Genomic DNA, 22310 nt, shown 5'->3' on the forward strand with positions numbered 1-22310 from the left:
CAATTAAGGAAACGTGTATGGAACTGATTCATTTTGTTGTCGACTTCATCCTGCATATTGATGTTCATCTGGCGGAGCTGGTGGCGCAGTATGGTATGTGGGTGTATGCCATTCTGTTTCTGATCCTGTTTTGTGAAACAGGTCTGGTTGTCACGCCCTTCCTGCCAGGAGATTCCCTGCTTTTCGTCGCCGGCGCGCTGGCAGCGTTACCCACTAACGATCTCAATATCCATATGATGGTGGTCCTGATGGCGGTAGCCGCGATTGTGGGCGATGCGGTGAACTATACGATTGGTCGGCTGTTTGGCGACAAATTGTTCAGCAACCCGAACTCAAAGATCTTCCGTCGCAGTCACCTGGATAAAACCCATCAATTTTACGAGCGTCACGGCGGGAAAACGATTATTCTTGCGCGCTTCGTGCCGATCGTCCGGACATTTGCGCCGTTTGTCGCCGGCATGGGAAAAATGTCCTACCGCCACTTTGCCCTTTACAACATCTCGGGCGGGTTGCTGTGGGTGCTGCTGTTCTCCTACGCGGGCTATTTCTTTGGCAATATGCCAGCCGTGCAGGAGAATCTGAAGCTGCTGATTGTGGCCATCATCGTGCTGTCGGTACTGCCGGGCGTGATTGAGGTTTGGCGCCAGCGTCGCGCTGCCCGTCAGCAAAAATCGCAGTAATACATCGCTAAACTGCCGTCCGTTGACCAGATTTTTATCCACAGCATCGGGCGGTTATGGTTTAATGAGCGACATTATGGTCTGCGCTGCCGTGCGGCGTGGAAAAAAGAAAACTGGTTTCACCAGGTTCAAACAGAAAGGTCATCAATGAGCTGGATTGAACGAATTCTCAATAAAAGCACCATCACCCCTTCGCGCAAAGCCAGTATTCCGGAAGGGGTCTGGACCAAGTGCGACAGCTGCGGCCAGGTTCTGTACCGCGCCGAGCTGGAGCGTAATCTTGAAGTTTGCCCGAAATGCGACCACCACATGCGTATGCATGGTCGTGACCGTCTGCACAGCGTGCTGGACGAAGGGTCGATGGTGGAACTTGGCAGCGAGCTGGAACCGAAAGATCTGCTCAAGTTCAAGGATTCCAAGAAGTATAAAGATCGTCTGGTTGCGGCTCAGAAAGAGACCGACGAAAAAGACGCGCTGATTGTGATGAAGGGAACCCTGCACGGCATGCCTGTAGTAGCCGCCGCGTTTGAGTTCTCCTTTATGGGCGGTTCAATGGGGTCGGTAGTTGGCGCACGTTTTGTGCGTGCCGTTGAGCAGGCGCTGGAAGACAACTGTCCGATGATCTGCTTCTCCGCTTCGGGCGGCGCCCGTATGCAGGAAGCGTTAATGTCGCTGATGCAGATGGCCAAAACCAGTGCTGCGCTGGCAAAAATGCAGGAGCGGGGACTGCCTTATATCTCCGTGCTGACGGACCCGACCATGGGCGGCGTCTCTGCCAGCTTCGCCATGCTGGGCGATTTGAACATTGCGGAACCGAAAGCGCTGATCGGCTTTGCCGGCCCACGCGTTATCGAACAAACGGTCCGTGAAAAACTGCCCCCTGGCTTCCAGCGCAGCGAGTTCCTGATCGAAAAAGGCGCAATCGATATGATCATTCGCCGTCCGGTAATGCGCTTTAAGCTGGCAAGCATTCTGGCTAAAATGATGAATCTGCCCGCACCTGAGGAAGACCTCGTTAAAGAGGTTGTTGAGGATGCGCCGCAGAGCCCAGAGGCCTGACTGCCAACCGAAAGGGGCGCAGCGCCCCTTTTACCAATGAACCGTACGACATTGAACGGGACACATGGATAAATTTCCTCAAGCCACGTCGCCTCTGGTCACGTGGCTTCATTATCTTGAGAATCTCCATACTCAAGCTATCGAACTCGGGCTGGCACGCGTCCAACGCGTGGCTGCTGCGCTCGACCTCTTAACCCCGGCCCCCGTTGTATTTACCGTGGCGGGCACCAACGGCAAAGGTACCACCTGTCGGACGCTTGAAACGCTGCTGATTGCTGCGGGCTATCGCGTAGGCGTGTTCAGCTCACCTCATCTGCTGCGTTATACCGAACGGGTCCGTATTCAGGGAGAAGAGCTGCCGGAAGCGGATCACACCGCCTCGTTTGCGGATATCAACGCCGGACGTGGCGAAACCTCGCTCACCTATTTTGAATTTGGCACGCTCTCTGCGCTGTGGCTGTTCAAACGCGCCCGACTTGATGTGGTGATCCTGGAAGTGGGACTGGGCGGGCGGCTGGATGCCACCAACATTGTCGATGCAGATGTTGCCGTGGTGACCAGCATTGGGTTGGATCATACCGACTGGCTGGGGCCGGACCGCGAAAGCATTGGCCGTGAAAAAGCGGGCGTGTTCCGTGCCGGAAAACCGGCCGTAGTAGGCGAGCCGGAGATGCCGCAAAGCATTGCAGATGTAGCCGATAAGCTCGGCGCGTTGCTGCTTAAGCGCGACAGAGAGTGGTCTTATTCATTAGCTGACGGAAACTGGACGTTTACCGATGCGCATGGCTCGCTGAAAGCGCTGCCGATGCCGCAGGTGCCGTTGCCCAATGCTGCTACCGCGTTGGCTGCTCTGCGCGCCTCTCCCCTCAGCGTCGATGAAAAAATTATTTATCAGTGGCTGGATAAGGCCATTTTGCCCGGCCGCTTTCAGACGATAGCGAACTCACCCCGCGTGATTCTGGATGTGGCACACAATCCTCATGCAGCCGCCTGGCTGGCCGGGCGCCTCAGCGAAATGGCGAAAACCGGCAAGGTTCACGCTGTGGTCGGCATGCTGCATGATAAAGATATTGCCGGTACGCTGGCCTGTCTGGAACCGGAAGTGGATCAATGGTATTGCGCGCCGCTGGAAGGCCCGCGCGGTGCCAGCGCTGAGCAGCTTAAGGCATATTTGCCGCAGGCTCAGACCTTTGCCAGCGTGGCTGAGGCGTATCATTACGCGCTTCAGCAGGCGGCAGAGCAGGATATTGTGCTGGTGTGTGGCTCTTTCCACACCGTAGCGCACGTAATGGAAACGAGGGAAACGGAGAACGGCAGTGGCCAGTAAGTTTCAAAACCGTTTAGTCGGGACCGTCATCATCGTAGCACTTGGCGTGATCGTTTTGCCGGGCCTGCTCGACGGCAAGAAAAAGCATTACAAAGAAGAGTTCGCGGCCATTCCGCTGGTGCCGAAACCGGGTGACCAGCAGGAAAACGATCTGGTGCCGCCGGTCACGCAGCCTTTACCATCGCAGCCGCCAGAAGGCGCGGCAAGCGTTGTTACCGGACAAAACAGCGGCAACAGTTCTCAGGCTGAAAGTGGCTCCACGGCACCGCAGTCACACAATCAACCCAGCGTAGTCGCACCGCCGCCGGTGGTCGAGTCTAAACCTGTTCCTCAGCCGAAGCCGGTTGAGAAGCCTAAACCGAAGCCGGTGGAAAAACCGAAGCCTCAGCCTAAGCCTGAACCTGTTCCTCAGCCGAAGCCTGAACCTGCTCCGGCGCCTCAGCCTGCAGAGCCTGCTCAGCAGGCGGGCGCACCGGGCGGCCAGGCCTACGTTGTTCAGCTGGGCGCACTGAAAAATGCCAGCAAGGTAAATGAAGTGGTGGCGCAGCTGCGTCTCTCTGGCTATCGCGCCTTTACCGTGCCTTCCACGCCGGTTCAGGGGCAGATAACCCGCATCTACGTTGGACCGGATGCGTCGAAAGCGAAGATGCAGGCAGCGGTAGGGGAGCTGAAAAGCATTTCAGGATTAGGCGGAGTAGTGAAACCTTACAGCGCGCGTTAGCAGCTGAAGGCTCGTTTATCCTGCAGAAAAGGTAGCGACAGGGCGCAGAGTCTCACCGTAACGTCCGGCAGGTTTTTTTCAACGGGTGGCGGCTTTTCCACCCGTAAAATCTGAGCCTGTGGCTATTAGTGTAAGAGCCTCTGCCTTATTTATAACCTTAAATGCCCGGCCTCCGCCCCAGAGCATCCTGTTGCGGGCGGGCGTTACCTGAAGCAAATCAAAACATTGCATTATCAGGCCTTCCGTCAGGTGAGGGAGGCCGCCAGCAGGCATTCTTGCTGGTTTTTTTAACACACCTCTTTAAATAAACTGGTAAAGGAAAACGTTACGCAAACGTTTTCTTTTTCTGTTAGAATTCGCCCCGAACTGGATGCAGGGGCACAGTCGCTGGAAGAGTTCATGGTCTGGATAGATTACGTCATTATTGCGGTTATTGGTTTTTCGGCTCTTGTCAGCCTGATCCGGGGATTCGTTCGGGAAGCATTATCTCTCGTTACCTGGGGTTGCGCATTTTTTGTCGCCAGTCATTACTACTCCTACTTAGCCGTCTGGTTCACAGGGTTTGAAGACGAACTGGTTCGAAATGGAATCGCCATTGGGGTGTTGTTCGTTGCCACGCTGTTAGTCGGGGCAATTGTCAATTACGTCATTGGTTCGCTGGTTGAAAAAACTGGCCTGTCAGGTACTGACAGAGTGTTGGGCGTCTGTTTCGGGGCTTTACGTGGCGTGCTGATTGTCTCAGCCATTCTGTTTTTCCTCGATACATTCACCGGCTTTTCCAAAAGCCCGGACTGGCAACAGTCCCAGCTGGTTCCCCAGTTCAGTTACGTCATCAGGTGGTTTTTTGACTACCTGAAAAGTACGTCGAGTTTTTTGCCCCGGTAATAGAACCGGGGTTACGGCTTATGAGGAAATAACCACATGTGCGGTATTGTCGGGATCGCCGGATTCATGCCGGTCAACCAGTCGATTTATGACGCGTTAACGGTGCTCCAGCACCGTGGGCAGGATGCCGCAGGCATCGTTACCATTGATGCATTGAATTGCTTCCGCCTGCGTAAAGCAAACGGTTTGGTTAGCGATGTATTTGAAGCCCGCCATATGCAGCGTCTGCAGGGCAATATGGGGATCGGTCACGTCCGTTACCCAACGGCCGGAAGCTCCAGCGCTTCTGAAGCGCAGCCCTTCTACGTGAACTCGCCTTATGGCATTACGCTGGCGCACAACGGTAATCTGACCAACGCGCACGAGCTGCGTAAGCAGCTATTTGAAAGCGGCCGTCGTCACGTTAACACCACTTCAGATTCTGAGATCCTGCTGAATATCTTTGCGGTTGAGCTGGATCGTTTTCAGCATTACCCGCTTGAAGCAGATAACATTTTTGCTGCGGTGGCTGCCGTGCATCAACAAGTCCGCGGTGCCTATGCCTGCGTGGCGATGATTATCGGCCATGGTCTGGTGGCGTTCCGCGATCCTAACGGCATCCGTCCGCTGGTGATTGGCAAGCGCGGCATGAAAGATGGCCGCAGCGAATATATGGTGGCGTCTGAAAGCGTGGCGCTGGATACGCTGGGCTTTGAATTCCTGCGCGACGTTGCGCCAGGCGAAGCGGTCTACGTCACTGAAAAAGGGCAGCTGTTTACCCGTCAGTGTGCGGAGAACCCTAAATTCAATCCGTGCCTGTTTGAGTACGTCTATTTTGCCCGCCCGGACTCTTTCCTGGACAAAATTTCCGTTTACAGCGCCCGCGTGCGTATGGGCACCAAGCTGGGCGAGAAAATTGCCCGCGAGTGGGAAGACCTGGATATTGATGTGGTCATTCCTATTCCGGAAACCTCCTGCGATATTGCGCTGGAAATGGCGCGTATCCTGGATAAGCCTTATCGTCAGGGGTTTGTGAAAAACCGCTACGTAGGCCGTACCTTTATCATGCCGGGGCAGCACCAGCGCCGCAGCGCGGTTCGCCGCAAGCTTAACGCCAACCGTGCCGAGTTCCGTGGCAAAAACGTGCTGCTGGTGGATGATTCTATCGTGCGCGGCACCACCTGCGAGCAGATCATCGAGATGGCACGTGAAGCAGGGGCGAAGAAAGTCTATCTGGCTTCTGCAGCACCGGAAATCCGTTTCCCTAACGTTTACGGCATCGATATGCCAAGCGCAACGGAACTGATTGCTCATGGCCGTGAAGTGGAAGAGATCCGTCAGCTGATTGGCGCCGATGGCCTGATCTTCCAGGATCTGGACGATCTGATTGAAGCGGTGAAAGAGGAGAACCCCGATATCGTGCAGTTCGAATGCTCGGTGTTCAACGGTATCTACGTCACCAAAGATGTCGATCAGCAATATCTGGAGTATCTCCAGTCACTGCGTAATGATGATGCCAAAGCGATGGCGCGTCAGAACGAAGTAGAAAACCTGGAAATGCACAACGAAGGCTAATACCCTGAGTTCTGCAGGCAGGTAAGATGGGCCGGAAGCGATTCCGGCCCATTTCTTTTTTGGCCGGCCATGTCATACTCAGCCCTCTAACTTCGCAGGATTATTATGAAACGACTCATTATTGGCATCTCCGGTGCCAGCGGCGTCATCTATGGCGTACGCGCGCTGCAGATTTTGCAGCAGGTAAACGAGGTGGAAACCCATCTGGTGATGAGTCAGGCTGCCCGCCAAACCCTGGCGCTGGAGAGCGATTACTCCGTGCGGGAGGTCCAGGCGATGGCCGATGTGGTACATGATGTGCGGGATATCGCTGCCAGCATCTCTTCCGGCTCCTTTAAAACGGACGGCATGGCTATTCTGCCCTGTTCAATGAAAACCCTCTCCGGTATTGTGCACAGTTATACCGACGGCTTGCTGACGCGTGCTGCCGATGTAGTGCTGAAAGAGCGCCGCCGTCTGGTTCTCTGCGTGCGTGAAACGCCGTTGCATCTGGGCCATCTGCGTATGATGACTACCGCCGCTGAACTGGGCGCAATTATCATGCCGCCGGTGCCAGCATTTTACCATCGGCCCACCAACATCATGGATATTGTCGACCAGACGGTAAACCGTGTGCTTGATCAGTTTGATATCACCCTCGATAAAGATCTTTTCGCGCGCTGGCAGGGTGCATAACCCCGCAATAAATGCACTGCAATAGTGCGTTTGTTGGTGCTGAATCGCTTTTTGGGCATTCAGTGCACCAAAATGCATCATTGCATTCCCCGAAAGGTTACAAACCTGTTATAAATTTCCCTGCATTGCCGCTGTTTGCCTCGTCACAAGGCGTAATGCGGGGATTGCGCAGCGATGGGGCAAAGCCCGGCAAAATTGGCATGAAATCTGCAAAAGACAATTGCTTTTACTGCGCTAACAACATCACGACTGAGATAATAAAAAACCATACTCGAGGGTAATTTATGAAAAAGCAGGTCCTGGCTCTTTCTCTGCTGCTGGCTCTCTCTTCAGCGGGTAGCGCCTTTGCTGCCGTGCCGAAAACGCTGCGCATCGGTACCGATCCAACTTATGCACCTTTTGAATCTAAAAATGCTCAGGGGCAACTGGTTGGCTTTGATATCGATCTGGCGAATGAGATCTGTAAGCGTATCGAGACCAAATGCACCTATGTGGAAAGTGATTTCGATGCTTTGATCCCCTCGCTGAAAGCGAAAAAAATTGATGCCATCATCTCTTCGCTCTCTATCACCGAAAAGCGTCAGCAGGAGATCGCCTTCTCGGAGAAACTCTATGCTGCTAACGCCCGTCTGATTGCGCCGAAAGGCTCTAAAATCATGCCGACGCTTGATTCGCTGAAAGGCAAAACCATCGGCCTGCTACAGGGCACTACGCAGGAAACCTACGCCAACCAAAACTGGCGTCCTCAGGGCATTACCGTTACCCCGTACGCTAACCAGGATCTGGTTTATCAGGATCTGACGGCTGGCCGTATCGATGCTGCCTTCCAGGATGAAGTCGCTGCCAGCGAAGGCTTCCTGAAGCAGCCTGCCGGTAAAGATTATGCGTTTGCGGGTCCGGCCGTGAAAGATGAAAAAATCTTCGGTGTGGGTACCGGTATGGGCATGCGTAAAGATGATGCCGACCTGAAAGCAGCCATTGATAAAGCGTTTGATAGCTTGCGCAAAGATGGTACCTACGACAAATTAGCTAAAAAGTATTTCGACTTTGACGTGTACGGCGGTTAAGTAAAACCTGTCATGGGGGTTAGCCTGTCTGCGAACGGCGACCCCCGTTTTGTACGCCACGGGCGGATGAAACGCGAAGTTAATCCAAAGACAGGACATCATTATGCTGTATGGCTATTCGGAAGTAATTTTAAAAGGGGCGTTGGTCACGCTGGAACTGGCTCTGAGTTCCGTGCTGCTCTCCGTTATCCTGGGATTGATTGGCGCAGGGGCCAAACTCTCCAACAACCGCCCGTTACGGATAATTTTTGAAGGTTACACCACCCTTATTCGTGGCGTACCCGACCTGGTGCTGATGCTGCTGATTTTCTATGGCCTGCAGATAGCCCTGAATCAGTTCACTGATATGTTGGGCCTCGATCAGTTCGATATTGATCCGATGGTTGCCGGCATCATCACTCTCGGCTTTATCTATGGCGCTTACTTCACTGAAACTTTCCGCGGTGCTTATATGGCCGTACCGAAAGGGCAGATTGAAGCCGCAACCGCTTTCGGCTTTACCTCCTCCCAGACCTTCCGCCGCATATTATTCCCCGGCATGATGCGCTATGCGTTGCCGGGCATCGGCAATAACTGGCAGGTGATCCTCAAGGCGACCGCGCTGGTCTCCTTACTGGGACTGGAAGATGTGGTCAAGGCGACGCAGCTGGCGGGAAAAAGTACCTGGCAGCCGTTCTACTTTGCCATTGTGGCCGGCGTGATTTACCTGGTCTTTACTACGCTCTCCAACGGCGTCCTGTTGTGGCTTGAACGCCGTTATACGGTGGGTGTGAGAAGGGCGGATCTATGATCGACATTATTCAGGAATACTGGAAAGCTCTGCTGTGGACCGACGGCTACCGTTTCTCCGGCGTGGCCATTACGCTCTGGCTGCTGATTATCTCGGTGGTGCTGGGCGGCTGTCTGGCAGTACTGCTCTCTATAGCACGCGTCTCCTCTGTCACCGCCGTGCGTTTTCCGGTGTGGCTCTTTACCTATGTTTTTCGCGGTACGCCGCTCTATGTGCAGCTGCTGATCTTCTACTCCGGCATGTACACGCTGGAAGTGGTCAAAGGCAACGATCTGCTGAATGCTTTCTTCCGTAGCGGCCTGAACTGTACGCTGCTGGCGCTGACCTTAAATACCTGCGCCTATACCACGGAAATTTTTGCCGGAGCTATCCGTGCCGTTCCGCATGGGGAAATTGAGGCTGCACGCGCTTATGGCTTCTCCACGTTTAAACTCTATCGCTGCATCATCATGCCTTCAGCGCTGCGCACGGCACTCCCGGCCTACAGCAATGAAGTGATCCTGATGCTGCACTCTACGGCACTCGCTTTTACCGCCACGGTGCCTGACCTGCTCAAGGTTGCCCGCGACATAAACTCGGCAACCTATCAGCCGTTTGCGGCCTTTGGTATCGCTGCGGTGCTCTATCTGATTATCTCGTATGTGTTGATTAGTCTGTTCCGCAAGGCGGAGCATCGCTGGCTGAAGCACGTTAAACCCTCATCGACCCATTGAGTGAACTATGGCCGACAACAAATTAAACGTAACAGAACTGCATAAACGTTATGGCGAGCATGAGGTGCTGAAGGGCGTATCACTGCAGGCAAATGCCGGTGATGTCATCAGTATTATCGGCTCATCCGGCTCCGGGAAAAGTACTTTTCTGCGCTGCATTAACTTCCTGGAGAAGCCAAGCGAAGGCACTATTTCCGTCAACAATCAGATGATCAATCTGGTCAGGGACACCGACGGTCAGCTGAAGGTCTCTGACAAAGAGCAGCTGCGCAAATTGCGTACCAGCCTGACGATGGTGTTTCAGCACTTTAATCTCTGGAGCCATATGACGGTGCTGCAAAACGTGATGGAAGCACCGATTCAGGTTCTGGGGTTAAGCAAAGCGGAGGCGCAGTCGCGAGCCATCAAATATCTCGATAAAGTGGGTATTGATGAGCGCGCCAGGGGTAAATACCCGGTGAACCTCTCCGGAGGTCAGCAGCAGCGCGTTTCGATTGCCCGTGCGCTGGCGATGGAACCGGAAGTGCTGCTGTTTGATGAGCCCACCTCGGCGCTCGACCCCGAACTGGTGGGTGAAGTGCTGAAAATCATGCAGAAGCTGGCGGAAGAGGGCAAAACTATGGTGGTGGTAACCCATGAAATGGAATTCGCCCGCCACGTTTCCAGCCATGTTATCTTCCTGCATCAGGGCAAAATTGAAGAAGAGGGGCCGCCGCATGAGGTATTCACCAGCCCGAAAAGCACCCGTCTGCAACAGTTTCTCTCTGGCGCGTTAAAATAGTCCCGCCAGCGGCACAAAGCATGCTGAGGGGCAGCCCCGGCACCTCTTGTTGGCAGATTTTCACCTTAAGCTTACAGGCGGGCAGTAACCGGCTCAACGCCACTGGTATTACTGCCTGCCTCTTTCCCGGCGCTATACCACGTCTTTTAACGCCTCATTCAGCTGATACCAGCGGAAGGTAAATCCTGACTCCTCCAGCCGCTTAGGCAGCACGTGTTGACTGCCAAGAACCAGTACAGCGGATTCCCCCATCATCACTTTAATGGCGGCGGCAGGCGTGCGCATAAAGGCCGGACGGTGCATCGCCTGACCCAACATGGCGGCAAATTGTTCATTACGCACCGCATAAGGCGCCACCATATTAAAAGGCCCCTGCAACGTTGGGTTATCCAGCAGCCACAGGATGGCGTTCAGCATGTCGTCCAGATGGATCCAGGGCATGTACTGCTTGCCGCTGCCAATTGGTCCGCCAATGCCCATTTTAAAGGGCAGTTTCATCTTGCTCAGCGCCCCTCCCTCTTTAGCCAGCACCACGCCGGTACGCAGCAGGCAGACCCGCGTCTGTTCGCTTTCCGCTGCCTGGGCCAGCTTCTCCCAGTGAGCGCAAAGCTGGTGGGTAAACTCCTCGTGCCCCGGATCTTCTTCCGTCAGGATCACATCGCCCGCGTCACCGTAAAATCCGGTGGCTGAACCGGAAATCAATACCGAGGGTGGCGTGGCGCTGGCATTGATTAACGACGCCAGACGCTCGGTTATCTGCCAGCGGCTTTCGCACAGCAGATTTTTCTGCTTTTCCGTCCAGCGTTTGTCAGCAATGGGTTCCCCAGCCAGGTTGATAACCGCGTCGATATCATTGAGATCGCGTTGCTGATTCAGCCCCGACCAGAGGTTAACCCTGTCGCCAAATTTGCTGCGCGCTGCCGCCACGTCGCGGGTAACGACGCTTACCTGGTCGCCCCGTTGCAGCAGGCGAGGGATAAGCTGGCTGCCAATCAGGCCTGTGCCGCCTGTGAGTAAAATATGCATGCTGTCTGTCCTTAATCAGAGAAGTAAAAATGCCAACAGCCTGCTTTCAGCTTAGGTGAAGTTTGGGGGATTGCCTTTCTGCTGAAAAATCGGTAAACAAGAGGCAGACAACGCTTTGTAAGGATATCAGGATGAACTACCCAAACGTGATGCTGTGGTCCGATGCCTGTTTTTTTAGCCCCTATGTGATGTCCGTATTTGTGGCGTTGAGCGAGAAAGGCGTGCCTTTTTCACTACAGCGTGTCGATCTCGCCAGCCAGCAGCATCTGCAACCCGCTTATGGTGAAATTTCGCTGACCCGGCGGGTGCCAACCCTGCAGATTGACGATTTCCTGCTCTCTGAATCTTCCGCCATTGCCGAGTATCTGGAAGAGCGCTTCCCTGCCCCCGAGTATGAACGGCTCTATCCCCGTGATATCGAAAAGCGGGCCAAAGCGCGTGAACTACAGGCCTGGCTTCGCAGTGACTTTATGCCGCTGCGTCAGGAGCGTCCGACGGAGGTGTTATTTGCCAGTGAGAAGTACGCGCCATTAAGTGAAGCGGGAGAGGCGGCTGCCAGAAAACTGTTTGATGGCGTGGGGCGGTTACTGAAAGCAGGTCAGCAAAACCTCTTTGGCGAGTGGTCGATTGCCGATACTGATCTGGCGGTGATGATCAACCGGCTGGCCTTACATGGCGACGAGGTGCCGCAACAGATCGCGGATTACGCCTATTTTCAGTGGCAGCGCGCTTCTGTGCAACTCTGGCTTTCGGAATCCTCCAAGACCGCCTGTTAATGACACAGGTGGATTATAATTTACCGGCTGTCCGTGGCAAACTGTGCGGGCAAGAGTCAACGAGCGCTGAAGCGCCAGAACAAATAAGGGTTACGGATGGTGGAGCAAGAGAGCGGCACGGAATGGGTGGATATCGTTAGCGAAGATAACGAGGTCGTTGCACAGTCCAGCCGCGCGCAAATGCGGGCACAATGTTTGCGTCATCGCGCGACCTACATCGTGGTTCACGATGGGATGGGTAAAATTCTCGTCCAGCGCCGCACCGAAAGCAAAGATTTCATGCCCGGTATGCTGGATGCCACCGCCGGTGGCGTGGTGCAGAGCGGGGAGGATATGCTGGAGTCGGCTCGCCGTGAAGCGGAAGAGGAGCTTGGCATCGCTGCCGTGCCGTTTGCCGAACATGGCCTGTTCTATTTTGAAGATCAGCACTGCCGCGTCTGGGGTGGATTGTTCAGCTGCGTCTCACACGGTCCCTTCGCCATGCAGGAAGAGGAGGTGGATGAGATATTCTGGATGACGCCGGAAGAGATCACCGCTCGCTGCGATGAGTTTACGGATGATTCGCTGAAGGCGCTTTCTCTGTGGCTCAGCCGTAATAACGAGTCCAGGCGCGCCAGCGCGGATACCTCTTCAGCCTGACCACCGGCTGCAAAAAATGAAAATGGGACGAATCGCTTCGTCCCATTTTTTTGTGCTGACTTTCTGTAACTCAGTTTAAAGCGTCAACCTGACTCTTTATCAGATTAACGCCGGCTGAGTTAACGAGCCACAACCTGATGTGGCTGCGTTTTACGGCCCATTTTACCCAGCACCCCAGCGATAACGGCTTCAATCAGCAGGACAACCAGCGCCATCCAGCTCGCCTTAGCGGTTGCAGCAGCAGCCTGTTCCGCTGCTTCACGCGCTTTTTTCTCAGCATCCGCTTTTAGCTGCTGATATTTCTGACGCGCCTGCTCATAGCTTTTTTGCGTCTGGGCAACAATCTGGTCAACTTCCTGATCGCTCTTACCGGTACGCGCTTTAATGATATTTTTCAGCGCGTCGAGATCGGCAGCCTGAAGCGTATCCTGGTTACGTTGAATAACACCGCTGAACCAGCTGGTTAAATCAGTGTCGGCAGTTTGCGGATGATTAGCGGTATTTTGCGCCTGATTCTGGGCATTATTCGCTTCTTTATTTGCGTCATTTTGCAGGTTTTGCGGCTGCAGTTCGGGTTTACCCGTTTGCTGTAGGGTTTTTTCAAGCTCGCTCTGCATATTGCCCAGGTCAATATTATTTTCCTGCAACTTCTCTTTCGCGGTATTAGCAAGCGAAGGTGCCGCTGCTGAAATACCGTTACCCAGCATGCTGAAGCCCGAGCCAATTACACTGGCCGTTCCGCTCACAGCACTGCTTATTACCATCACCGCAATCCACAGACAAAGCAGTGTATTCACGGCCCACATCAATATGCCATGTAATGCCCCTTCACGCTGTGCCAGTCGGCCAGTAATGAAAGCGCCCGCGCCAACGGAGATCAACATGCTTAATCCGGTCCAGACGGCAGCGCCCGTCCCTAAACCATCAAGTGGATTCTGTTCTTTCAGTGGATCGATTGTGGTCGCGCCTATTGCCGTACCTAAAATAGCTAGCAGCAAATAAATAACGGTTGAAAGTATTACGCCAGCAAAGACAGCGCTCCAGGAAATACGCTTCAGTGGAACGCCATTATTTACTTCACTGTAAACCGGATGAATTGTGTTGTCGCTCATGTGAGACTCTCCCTTGGCCTGATTATTAACGGCTACTTTCAGGCATTATGATTTTTGAAGATATTTCATGAAATAGTTTACCTTGCCTGTGTAAGACTAGTCCTGGCATGCCATTTAAGCCAAAAAAAATAATCATTTGTGTAACCTTTTCTTATTTTTCAGTGGATTAAGTGTGGCAGTCCGCCTGGTTTTCAGGGTGATTATTGCAGCTGTTTATTCTTTTAGCAGGTAAAGCAGAGGGGAAATTTAAAAATTTGGCAAGCAGAGACTTTTTAACAGCTGAGGGCATAAAAAAAGCGAATCTTGCGATTCGCTTTAATCAGATCCAGCAGAAGCTGGAATTAGCCTTCAGCCTGTTTTGACTGAATGGCCGTCAGCGCGATGGTATAGACAATGTCATCTACCAGAGCACCGCGAGAGAGGTCGTTTACCGGCTTACGCATCCCCTGCAGCATCGGCCCGATAGAGATCAGGTCGGCAGAACGCTGTACGGCTTTGTAAGTGGTGTTACCGGTGTTCAGATCCGGGAAGATGAACACCGTAGCGCGGCCCGCTACAGGCGAGTTTGGCGCCTTCGATTTGGCCACATCGGCCATAATCGCTGCGTCGTACTGCAGAGGTCCATCGATAACCAGATCCGGACGTTTTTCCTGCGCGATGCGGGTCGCCTCGCGGACTTTTTCCACATCGCTACCGGCACCAGAGTTTCCGGTTGAGTAGGAGATCATCGCCACGCGAGGTTCAATACCGAAGGCCAGCGCGGAGTCGGCAGACTGTATAGCAATTTCCGCCAGTTGCTCAGGGTTAGGGTCCGGGTTAATGGCGCAGTCGCCATACACCAGCACCTGCTCTGGCAGCAGCATAAAGAACACAGAGGAGACCAGCGAGCTGTTTGGCGCCGTTTTAATCAGCTGTAACGGAGGACGAATGGTATTTGCCGTGGTATGAACCGCGCCGGAGACCAGTCCGTCGACTTCGCCACGCTCCAGCATCATGGTGCCAAGCATAACGTTATCTTCCAGCTGTTCCTGCGCCACCACTTCGGTCATGCCTTTGCTTTTACGCAGTTCAACCAGACGGGCAACGTAATTTTCGCGCACCACTTCCGGGTCCACAATCTCAATCCCTTTACCCAGCTCTACGCCCTGTACCGCAGCAACACGCTGGATCTCTTCCGGATTCCCCAGCAGGATACAAGTTGCAATACCGCGCTCGGCACAGATAGCTGCTGCTTTAACGGTACGCGGTTCATCACCTTCCGGCAGCACGATGCGTTTGCCCGCTTTACGCGCCAGCTCGGTGAGCTGGTAACGGAACGCTGGTGGAGAAAGACGACGGCTGCGGTCTGAAGCCGCAGTCAAAGATTCAATCCACTCCGGGTCGATATGGCTGGCGACATACTCCTGCACACGCTCGATGCGCTGCGTATCGTCGCTTGGCACTTCCAGGTTGAAGCTCTGCAGGCTCAGCGAGGTCTGCCAGGTGTTGGTGTTCACCATAAAGATAGGCAGACCTGTGGCAAACGCACGCTCACACAGTTTGCGAATAGGGGCATCAATCTGGTAACCACCGGTCAGCAGTACGGCGCCAATTTCCACGCCGTTCATGGCAGCCAGACAGGCTGCAACCAGCACGTCCGGACGATCGGCAGAGGTCACCAGCAACGAACCGGGACGGAAGTGCTCCAGCATGTGAGGAATGCTGCGTGCGCAGAAGGTTACAGATTTTACGCGGCGGGTAGCAATATCCCCTTCATTGATAATCTCCGCATTCAGATGACGGCACATATCAATAGCGCGGGTCGCAATCAGGTCAAAGCTCCAGGGCACGCAACCCAGCACCGGCAGCGGGCTGTTGGCGAAGAGCTGTTTAGGATCGATATTTGCGACGCTGGCCTTGTTGGAGTCATCAAATATTTCCGACAGATCCGGGCGCGTACGCCCCTGATCGTCAACCGGCGCATTGAGTTTGTTAATGATCACGCCAGTGATATTCTTGTTTTTGCTGCCGCCAAAGCTGCTTTGCGTCAGCTCAATCCGCTCTTTCAACTGGGCAGGAGAGTCATTGCCCAGCGACATCACAAAGACGATCTCCGCATTCAGCGTTTTGGCAATCTCATAGTTCAGCGCAGAAGCAAACTGATGCTTGCGGGTCGGCACCAGGCCCTCTACCAGCACCACTTCAGCGTCTTTGGTGTTCTCGTGGTAGCGCGCAATAATCTCTTCCATCAGCACGTCCTGCTGATTTGAACCCAGCAGCGATTCCACACGGCTCATCTGCAGGGGTTCGGCGGCGGGAATGGTGGAGTTTTTACGAATGATAGTGGTGGTCTGGTCCGGAGCATTTTCACCGCTGCGCGGCTGGGCGATAGGTTTGAAGACGCTGAGACGCACGCCTTTGCGTTCCATCGCGCGGATCACACCGAGGCTGACACTGGTTAAACCGACGCTGGTGCCGGTAGGAATTAGCATAATGGTACGAGACACAATAAACCTCTCGAATAGACTCTTTCAGGCTTCAGCGCGTTTGAGTCCAGGTTGGTGATGTCAAAACAACTCCGCCAGCCTGAGCTGACGGAGAGGGAAGGGCTTAAGCAGTCAGACGGCTGGCGTCCTGGGCAATAACCAGCTCTTCATTGGTTGGGATAACCAGAGCCGGGCGGGTGCCTTCTTTATTGATAAAGCCCGATTTACCGAAGCGGGCCGCGAGGTTGCGCTCGTGATCCACTTCAAAGCCCAGCAGGGCCAGTCTGCCCAGGGAGAGTTCGCGAACCATCGCCGCATTTTCCCCGATGCCACCGGTGAAGATTACCGCATCCAGGCGGCCATCCATCATCGCGGTGTAAGAACCGATATATTTCGCCAGGCGGTGGCAGTAAACATCCATCGCGCGTTTGGCATCTTCTTTGGTGGTGTAGTTATCTTCCACGTAGCGGCAGTCGCTGGTGACGCCGGTCAGACCCAACAGGCCAGACTCTTTGGTCAGCAGCTTGTTGATGGCATCCACGCTCATGCCCAGGGTGTCATGCAGGAAGAAGACCACGGCCGGGTCGATATCGCCTGAACGGGTGCCCATGACCAGACCTTCCAGCGGCGTCAGGCCCATCGAGGTATCCACGCAGACTCCGTTGCGGATAGCCGCTACGGAGCCGCCGTTGCCCAGGTGGCAGGTAATGATATTCAGCTCTTCCACCGGCTTGTTCAGCACTTTTGCCGCTTCGTGAGTCACATAGAAGTGGCTGGTGCCGTGTGCGCCATAACGGCGAACGCCATGCTCACGGTACAACGCGTACGGCAGGGCATAAAGGTAGGACTCTTCCGGCATTGTCTGATGGAAAGCGGTGTCGAAAACCGCCACATTCTTATCAGAAAGATGCGGGAAGTTCTTCATCGCTTCCTCAATCCCGATCAGGTGTGCAGGATTGTGCAGCGGTGCAAAAGAAGAGGCGTCTTTGATGCCCTGAATGACATCCTGATCGATAATTACAGACTGGGTAAGCTTTTCACCGCCATGAACGATACGATGACCAATTGCAGTAATTAGTGCAGACAGCTCTGGTTTTTGTGCCAGAATAGATTTAACGATGAAATTGAGGGCTTCGCTGTGCGCAGCGCCGGCGCCTAATGCCTCTTCGTGTTTAGCCCCTTCCATTTTCCACTTAATACGGGCTTCGGGCAGGTGGAAACATTCGGCTAAACCGGAGAGGTATTCTTCGCCATTTGCCGGATCGATGATGGCGAACTTCAGGGAAGAACTGCCGCAGTTCAGAACCAAGACTAACTTACTCGACATGGAAGGTCCTATTGGTTAAAGGTGGCGAAATAAAACTCAACAGACTATCAGCGTAGCGCATGAAAGCTGGTACATTAATGATGAACGTCATGCTCAGGGCAAATTTTGTCTGAAAGCAAAAAAACTTGATAAATCTTACGTGATTTTTTGAATTATTATCAGATGCTGATGGTCCTGCATGCAGAGTGATAGCAACCCTGTAACAGCCCTTCAACAAACGCGCACAGGATAACCAGTGCGCCGCGTAAAGACAAAATATTTTGAAAGACATCATGTAAAGTTGTTGAGTTGCACGTTTTGTTTATTTTTTATCTCCGAAGTTGAGGTCAGCCATGGCTAATGAATCCGGCTCTGTCGGTTGGTTTAAACTGTTCCAGCGGGGACAGCATTATATGAAGACATGGCCTGTCGATAAGCGTCTGGCGCCCATGTTTCCAGAGAATCGGGTCTCACGCGCTACGCGTTTTGCCATCCGGTTTATGCCACCGCTGGCGGTGTTCTCGATGACCTGGCAAATTGCGCTGGGTGGACAATTGGGTCCGGCCGTGGCTACGGCTCTGTTCGCCTGTAGCCTGCCAGTGCAGGGATTATGGTGGTTGGGTAAGCGTTCCGTAACGCCATTGCCGCCTACGCTGCTCAACTGGTTCCATGAAGTGCGTGAAAAACTTCAGGCTGCTGGCCAGGCGATAGCGCCAGTGGAAGGAAAGCCGACCTATCAGTCTCTTGCCGACGTGCTTAAACGTGCCTTTAAGCAGCTGGACAAAACCTTCCTCGACGATCTTTAACTCTCCGACCGGCTTTTCTCTGCTTTTGCAGGGGAAAACCGGGTCTGGATCAAAGAAGCCTCTGCTTGCCATACCGTGCTTCAGCAGGTTATGCGATCTTCACTCATCCCTTGCAATTTTGTTTGCCCGATGTGGCACAGGAGTGAATGATGGAAATGACCAATGCGCAGCGTTTGATCCTCTCTAATCAATATAAAATGATGACAATGCTCGATCCGGATAATGCGGAGCGCTATCGTCGTCAGCAAACTATTATCGAGCGCGGTTACGGCCTGCAAATGCGGGAACTTGACCGCGAATTCGGCGAACTGAACGAAGCGGTATGCCGCATGATTATCGACATCATGGAAATGCACCATGCGCTGCACGTCTCATGGACAAATCTGAAAGATCCCTCCTCGCTGGAGGAGCGTCGGCTCGCCTTTCTGGGCTTTGATGCTGCAACAGAAGCGCGTTACCTCGGCTACGTGCGCTTTATGGTGAATGTAGAAGGGCGCTATACCCACTTTGATTCCGGCACGCACGGATTTAATGCACAAACCCCGATGTGGGAAAAGTATCAACGTATGCTCACTGTGTGGCACACTTGTCCAAGGCAGTACCATTTGAGTGCGAATGAGATCGCGCAAATCATCAACGCCTGATAAGGAAAAACGTAGTGAAGTGTAAAGGTTTTCTGTTTGATCTGGACGGCACGCTGGTGGATTCATTACCGGTAGTCGAACGCGCCTGGGTGAACTGGGCATCGCGGCACGGCATTGCGGCCGATGAAGTGCTGAACTTCATTCACGGCAAGCAGGCAATTACCTCACTGCGTCATTTTATGGCCGGCGCTTCGGAAGAGGCGATTCAGCAGGAGTTCTTTGCCCTCGAAAAAATCGAGGCTGAAGACACTGACGGTATCACCGCTCTGCCGGGCGCTCAGCAGCTTCTCGCTACGCTGACGGAGCTGGACATTCCCTGGGCAATCGTGACTTCCGGCTCGATGCCGGTTGCTTCTGCCCGTCGCAAAGCGGCCGGATTGCCTGAACCTGAAGATTTTGTCACTGCAGAGCGTGTGCAGAATGGTAAACCAGAACCGGATGCTTACCTGCTTGGTGCCCAGTTGCTTGAGCTTGAGCCGGAAGAGTGCGTGGTAGTGGAAGATGCTGCAGCTGGCATTCTGTCGGGTCTGGCCGCAGGCTGCCATCTTATTGCCGTCAATGCGCCAGCTGACGCGCCGAGGCTGGAAGATGTGGATATGCTGCTCACCTCGCTGGAAGAGCTGATCATACACAAAAATCCAGACGGCACGATTGATGTGCACCGAAAACACTAAGTGATGATGTAACCCCGCTATAGCGGGGTTTTTTTATGCGATGATCTCAGGCGTGTTCCCTCTACAGAGACCCCGCTGTGAACAAAGAACTGATTTGGGTAGTTTCCCTTCTGCTGATCGCTATCGCATTATTTATCTCCGGCAAGCTACGTATGGACGTTGTTGCGCTGCTGGTTATCATCGCCTTTGTGCTCAGCGGCACGCTGACATTGCAGGAGGCCACGCTCGGCTTCAGCGATCCCAACGTCATTTTGATAGCGGCACTTTTTATTATTGGCGAAGGGTTAGTAAGAACGGGCGTGGCGCTGAATATGGGCGACTGGCTGATTAAAGTAGCGGGCAGCAGCGAAACAAAAATGCTGGTGCTGCTGATGCTCACCGTTGCCGGGCTGGGAGCAGTGATGAGCTCAACCGGCGTGGTAGCGATTTTTATCCCTGTTGTGCTAAGCGTGGCGGCAAAGATGGGCAGCTCGCCGGGCAGACTGATGATGCCGCTGAGCTTTGCCGGGTTGATCAGCGGCATGATGACGCTGGTAGCCACGCCGCCTAATCTGGTCGTTAACAGCGAACTGCAGCGGGAAGGGCTGAAGGGGTTTGGCTTTTTTGATGTGACGCCACTGGGCCTTGTAGCGCTGTTGCTGGGTATTGGTTACATGCTGATAGCCCGGTTCTGGCTGGTGACGCCGGGGCAGGAAGAGGGCAGTAAACAGCAGTTCAGAAGAACCTTCCGCGATCTGATCCGCGACTACAAGCTGAGTGGCAGAGCCAGGCGGCTTGGCCTGCGCGTGGGGTCACCTCTCATCGGGCAACGACTTGACGATCTGCAACTTCGCGAACGTTATGGCATCAACGTAGTAGGGCTGGAGCGCTGGCGTAAGTTTCGCAGGGTAATGGTGCCAGTTACTGCTGAGACTATTTTTCGTGCGCGCGACGTATTGCTGATTGATATGTCTGATTCCGCTGTAGATCTGCGTGAATTTTGCAGCGAATGGCTGCTTGAGCCGATGATTTTACGCGGCGACTATTTTTCCGAGCGTGCCAGGGACGTGGGCATGGCCGAAGCGATAATTATTCCGGATTCAGCGCTACTGGGGAAAACGCTGGGCGATATTGCCTTTCGCTCGCGCCATGATGTCAGCGTGGTCGGTATCCGGCGGCGGGGTGAAGTACTGGAAGGTAAGCTGACCGTACAGCCGCTGGAGCTGGGTGATACGCTGCTGGTGATCGGTGACTGGAAAAAAATCCGGGCCATTCAGCAGCAAAAACGCGACCTCATTCTGTTGAGCTTACCGGCTGAAGTGGACGACGTCGCCCCTGCGGCCAGCCAGGCTCCTCATGCCATTTTTTGCCTGGCTCTGATGGTAGCCATGATGCTGACAGAGGCTATTCCCAATCCCATTGCGGCATTGATCGCCTGCCTGCTGATGGGTAAATTCCGCTGTATAGATATGGAGAGCGCCTACCGTTCTGTTCACTGGCCAGGGTTGATACTTATCGTCGGGATGATGCCTTTTGCTCTTGCTCTGCAAAAAACAGGCGGCGTGGCGCTGATCGTAAAGGGGCTGATGGATGTGGCGGGCGGAAAAAGCCCGCATGTCATGCTGCTCTGCCTGTTCATACTCTGTGCGACTATTGGTCTGTTCATCTCCAATACCGCCACGGCTGTGTTGATGGCGCCTGTTGGCGTGGCTGCTGCACATCAGATGGGGCTTTCACCCTATCCGTTTACTATGATTGTAGCGGTAGCAGCTTCTGCCGCCTTTATGACGCCCATATCATCGCCGGTGAACACTTTAGTCCTGGGGCCTGGCGGATACCGGTTTGGCGATTTTGTGAAAATCGGCGTGCCTTTTACCCTGATTATCATGCTGGTCAGTATTTTACTGGTACCGCTGCTTTTCCCGTTTTCAGGTTAAAGCGACTCCTGGCTAATTTCATCCAGTGAGAGACTGAAGCTGGGGACAAATACCTCAACAAAGTAATCCATCTCAGGGCTGTGGCGTTCGATCAGGGTTTTTTCCAGCCGCGCCTTGGCCAGCTGGAATTCATGATTGCCTGCGGAAAGCTCTTCGAGGCATTTCAGATAGGCGCAAAGCGCATCGGCCTGTTTGACGATCGCCTTTTCACCTTCGCTGTGCTGCTGCTCATCAAGCAGCGGCCGGTAGGCGTTACGTAACTCTTCCGGCAGCATCTCAATCAGCTTTTGCTGGGCAATTTTTTCAATTTTTTTATATTCATGGGCAATCTGCGCGTTGTAATACTTTACCGGCGTGGGTAAATCGCCGGTCAGCACTTCACTGGCGTCGTGATACATCGCCATCAGCGCTATGCGCTCAGCATTCAGATTACCGTTAAACTTTTGATTTTTAATCACGGCAAGCGCGTGAGCGACCATCGCCACCTGTAAACTGTGCTCGGAGACATTCTCGGTACGGACGTTACGCATCAGCGGCCAGCGATTGATAAGCTTAAGGCGGGAGAGATGGGCGAAAAAATGACTCTGATTCATGGGGTGCGGTTTCCTGTAGCAAGACTGCGGGGAACGAACTGGCGTTCCCCTGCGGCCAGTATAGCGCCATCTTTACCGCAGCGGCAGTGCCTTAAGAGGGC

The 22310-nt window shown here is 53.8% G+C and carries 23 protein-coding genes; 18 read left to right on the plus strand and 5 right to left on the minus strand.

Annotated features, from left to right (window positions below; genetic code table 11):
- The first annotated feature begins 17 nt into the window (after window positions 1-17).
- From SD961_RS13290 to hisP, 11 genes are all read left to right on the plus strand, one after another.
- Window positions 18-680, plus strand: a complete 663-nt coding sequence (locus tag SD961_RS13290) for a DedA family protein (RefSeq protein WP_318790829.1) — start codon at window positions 18-20, stop codon at window positions 678-680.
- A 147-nt stretch (window positions 681-827) separates the two neighbouring features.
- Window positions 828-1739, plus strand: coding sequence for an acetyl-CoA carboxylase, carboxyltransferase subunit beta (gene accD, locus SD961_RS13295; protein WP_318790830.1), 912 nt, complete (start codon window positions 828-830; stop codon window positions 1737-1739).
- A gap of 64 nt (window positions 1740-1803) precedes the next feature.
- Entirely contained in the window at window positions 1804-3066 is a 1263-nt protein-coding gene (gene folC, locus SD961_RS13300; RefSeq protein WP_318790831.1) for a bifunctional tetrahydrofolate synthase/dihydrofolate synthase, read from the plus strand.
- Window positions 3056-3787: a cell division protein DedD gene (gene dedD / locus SD961_RS13305; protein ID WP_318790832.1), complete on the plus strand. Its 732-nt coding sequence runs from the start codon at window positions 3056-3058 to the stop codon at window positions 3785-3787. The genes folC and dedD overlap by 11 nt, the downstream gene beginning before the upstream one ends.
- A gap of 399 nt (window positions 3788-4186) precedes the next feature.
- Complete coding sequence (gene cvpA, locus SD961_RS13310) at window positions 4187-4672, plus strand: colicin V production protein (protein ID WP_306211542.1); 486 nt, start codon at window positions 4187-4189, stop codon at window positions 4670-4672.
- Window positions 4673-4708: 36 nt separating this feature from the next.
- Complete coding sequence (gene purF / locus SD961_RS13315) at window positions 4709-6226, plus strand: amidophosphoribosyltransferase (protein WP_318790833.1); 1518 nt, start codon at window positions 4709-4711, stop codon at window positions 6224-6226.
- Window positions 6227-6331: 105 nt separating this feature from the next.
- On the plus strand, window positions 6332-6901 hold the full coding sequence (locus SD961_RS13320) for a UbiX family flavin prenyltransferase (RefSeq protein WP_318790834.1): 570 nt from the start codon (window positions 6332-6334) through the stop codon (window positions 6899-6901).
- Between the two features lie 284 nt (window positions 6902-7185).
- Complete coding sequence (gene argT, locus SD961_RS13325; protein ID WP_318790835.1) at window positions 7186-7968, plus strand: lysine/arginine/ornithine ABC transporter substrate-binding protein ArgT; 783 nt, start codon at window positions 7186-7188, stop codon at window positions 7966-7968.
- Between the two features lie 103 nt (window positions 7969-8071).
- Window positions 8072-8758, plus strand: coding sequence for a histidine ABC transporter permease HisQ (locus SD961_RS13330; protein WP_318790836.1), 687 nt, complete (start codon window positions 8072-8074; stop codon window positions 8756-8758).
- A complete protein-coding gene (locus SD961_RS13335; protein WP_318790837.1) occupies window positions 8755-9471 on the plus strand; it encodes an ABC transporter permease in 717 nt (238 codons plus the stop codon). Before SD961_RS13330 ends, SD961_RS13335 begins: the two co-directional genes overlap by 4 nt.
- Before the next feature lie 7 nt (window positions 9472-9478).
- Window positions 9479-10252 carry a histidine ABC transporter ATP-binding protein HisP gene (gene hisP, locus SD961_RS13340; protein ID WP_318790838.1) on the plus strand — a complete coding sequence of 258 codons (774 nt, stop codon included), beginning with the start codon at window positions 9479-9481 and terminating at the stop codon, window positions 10250-10252.
- 132 nt (window positions 10253-10384) lie between these two features.
- Here hisP and SD961_RS13345 read toward each other — a convergent pair whose 3' ends face one another.
- Complete coding sequence (locus SD961_RS13345; RefSeq protein ID WP_318790839.1) at window positions 10385-11278, minus strand: TIGR01777 family oxidoreductase; 894 nt, start codon at window positions 11276-11278, stop codon at window positions 10385-10387.
- Between the two features lie 131 nt (window positions 11279-11409).
- On the opposite strand from SD961_RS13345, the gene yfcF reads away from it, so the two are divergent.
- Together yfcF and yfcD are read left to right on the plus strand one after the other, a co-directional pair.
- On the plus strand, window positions 11410-12054 hold the full coding sequence (gene yfcF / locus SD961_RS13350; protein WP_318790840.1) for a glutathione transferase: 645 nt from the start codon (window positions 11410-11412) through the stop codon (window positions 12052-12054).
- A 96-nt stretch (window positions 12055-12150) separates the two neighbouring features.
- Window positions 12151-12693, plus strand: a complete 543-nt coding sequence (gene yfcD, locus SD961_RS13355) for an NUDIX hydrolase YfcD (RefSeq protein WP_318790841.1) — start codon at window positions 12151-12153, stop codon at window positions 12691-12693.
- Window positions 12694-12812: 119 nt separating this feature from the next.
- Here the strand turns inward: yfcD and SD961_RS13360 are convergent, their stop codons facing one another.
- A complete protein-coding gene (locus SD961_RS13360; protein WP_318790842.1) occupies window positions 12813-13805 on the minus strand; it encodes a TIGR04086 family membrane protein in 993 nt (330 codons plus the stop codon).
- Window positions 13806-14008: 203 nt separating this feature from the next.
- On the opposite strand from SD961_RS13360, the gene SD961_RS13365 reads away from it, so the two are divergent.
- Complete coding sequence (locus SD961_RS13365) at window positions 14009-14167, plus strand: hypothetical protein (protein ID WP_318790843.1); 159 nt, start codon at window positions 14009-14011, stop codon at window positions 14165-14167.
- On the opposite strand, the gene pta is transcribed toward SD961_RS13365, so the two are convergent.
- Window positions 14147-16291 carry a phosphate acetyltransferase gene (gene pta, locus SD961_RS13370; protein ID WP_318790844.1) on the minus strand — a complete coding sequence of 715 codons (2145 nt, stop codon included), beginning with the start codon at window positions 16289-16291 and terminating at the stop codon, window positions 14147-14149. The two genes, SD961_RS13365 and pta, sit on opposite strands and share 21 nt — an antisense overlap.
- 103 nt (window positions 16292-16394) lie before the next feature.
- Window positions 16395-17597 carry an acetate kinase gene (gene ackA / locus SD961_RS13375; protein ID WP_318790845.1) on the minus strand — a complete coding sequence of 401 codons (1203 nt, stop codon included), beginning with the start codon at window positions 17595-17597 and terminating at the stop codon, window positions 16395-16397.
- 332 nt (window positions 17598-17929) lie between these two features.
- Between ackA and yfbV the strand changes: the two genes are divergently transcribed.
- From yfbV to SD961_RS13395, 4 genes are all read left to right on the plus strand, one after another.
- Window positions 17930-18382: a terminus macrodomain insulation protein YfbV gene (gene yfbV / locus SD961_RS13380; RefSeq protein ID WP_318790846.1), complete on the plus strand. Its 453-nt coding sequence runs from the start codon at window positions 17930-17932 to the stop codon at window positions 18380-18382.
- A 149-nt stretch (window positions 18383-18531) separates the two neighbouring features.
- Window positions 18532-19026: a YfbU family protein gene (locus SD961_RS13385; RefSeq protein WP_318790955.1), complete on the plus strand. Its 495-nt coding sequence runs from the start codon at window positions 18532-18534 to the stop codon at window positions 19024-19026.
- A 14-nt stretch (window positions 19027-19040) separates the two neighbouring features.
- Window positions 19041-19700: a sugar phosphatase gene (locus SD961_RS13390; RefSeq protein WP_318790847.1), complete on the plus strand. Its 660-nt coding sequence runs from the start codon at window positions 19041-19043 to the stop codon at window positions 19698-19700.
- A gap of 77 nt (window positions 19701-19777) precedes the next feature.
- The gene (locus SD961_RS13395) at window positions 19778-21616 is read left to right on the plus strand and encodes an SLC13 family permease (protein ID WP_318790848.1); all 1839 of its coding nucleotides are present in this window, start codon (window positions 19778-19780) and stop codon (window positions 21614-21616) included.
- On the opposite strand, the gene yfbR is transcribed toward SD961_RS13395, so the two are convergent.
- Window positions 21613-22209 carry a 5'-deoxynucleotidase gene (gene yfbR, locus SD961_RS13400; RefSeq protein ID WP_318790849.1) on the minus strand — a complete coding sequence of 199 codons (597 nt, stop codon included), beginning with the start codon at window positions 22207-22209 and terminating at the stop codon, window positions 21613-21615. The genes SD961_RS13395 and yfbR overlap by 4 nt on opposite strands.
- Window positions 22210-22310 lie beyond the last annotated feature (101 nt).

The sequence above is a fragment of the Erwinia sp. MMLR14_017 genome (genome assembly GCF_033657285.1).
In the GTDB taxonomy this organism is placed as follows: domain Bacteria; phylum Pseudomonadota; class Gammaproteobacteria; order Enterobacterales; family Enterobacteriaceae; genus Erwinia.

Excerpts from the sequence above, each read along its gene's own strand:
- yfbV (WP_318790846.1), top strand. The coding sequence starts at position 17,930 with ATGGCTAATGAATCCGGCTCTGTCGGTTGGTTTAAACTGTTCCAGCGG.
- folC (WP_318790831.1), top strand. The coding sequence starts at position 1,804 with ATGGATAAATTTCCTCAAGCCACGTCGCCTCTGGTCACGTGGCTTCAT.
- SD961_RS13320 (WP_318790834.1), top strand. The coding sequence starts at position 6,332 with ATGAAACGACTCATTATTGGCATCTCCGGTGCCAGCGGCGTCATCTAT.
- cvpA (WP_306211542.1), top strand. The coding sequence starts at position 4,187 with ATGGTCTGGATAGATTACGTCATTATTGCGGTTATTGGTTTTTCGGCT.
- SD961_RS13330 (WP_318790836.1), top strand. The coding sequence starts at position 8,072 with ATGCTGTATGGCTATTCGGAAGTAATTTTAAAAGGGGCGTTGGTCACG.
- accD (WP_318790830.1), top strand. The coding sequence starts at position 828 with ATGAGCTGGATTGAACGAATTCTCAATAAAAGCACCATCACCCCTTCG.
- SD961_RS13345 (WP_318790839.1), bottom strand. The coding sequence starts at position 11,278 with ATGCATATTTTACTCACAGGCGGCACAGGCCTGATTGGCAGCCAGCTT.
- yfcF (WP_318790840.1), top strand. The coding sequence starts at position 11,410 with ATGAACTACCCAAACGTGATGCTGTGGTCCGATGCCTGTTTTTTTAGC.
- SD961_RS13385 (WP_318790955.1), top strand. The coding sequence starts at position 18,532 with ATGGAAATGACCAATGCGCAGCGTTTGATCCTCTCTAATCAATATAAA.
- SD961_RS13290 (WP_318790829.1), top strand. The coding sequence starts at position 18 with ATGGAACTGATTCATTTTGTTGTCGACTTCATCCTGCATATTGATGTT.
- yfcD (WP_318790841.1), top strand. The coding sequence starts at position 12,151 with ATGGTGGAGCAAGAGAGCGGCACGGAATGGGTGGATATCGTTAGCGAA.
- SD961_RS13360 (WP_318790842.1), bottom strand. The coding sequence starts at position 13,805 with ATGAGCGACAACACAATTCATCCGGTTTACAGTGAAGTAAATAATGGC.
- yfbR (WP_318790849.1), bottom strand. The coding sequence starts at position 22,209 with ATGAATCAGAGTCATTTTTTCGCCCATCTCTCCCGCCTTAAGCTTATC.
- hisP (WP_318790838.1), top strand. The coding sequence starts at position 9,479 with ATGGCCGACAACAAATTAAACGTAACAGAACTGCATAAACGTTATGGC.
- argT (WP_318790835.1), top strand. The coding sequence starts at position 7,186 with ATGAAAAAGCAGGTCCTGGCTCTTTCTCTGCTGCTGGCTCTCTCTTCA.
- purF (WP_318790833.1), top strand. The coding sequence starts at position 4,709 with ATGTGCGGTATTGTCGGGATCGCCGGATTCATGCCGGTCAACCAGTCG.
- SD961_RS13335 (WP_318790837.1), top strand. The coding sequence starts at position 8,755 with ATGATCGACATTATTCAGGAATACTGGAAAGCTCTGCTGTGGACCGAC.
- ackA (WP_318790845.1), bottom strand. The coding sequence starts at position 17,597 with ATGTCGAGTAAGTTAGTCTTGGTTCTGAACTGCGGCAGTTCTTCCCTG.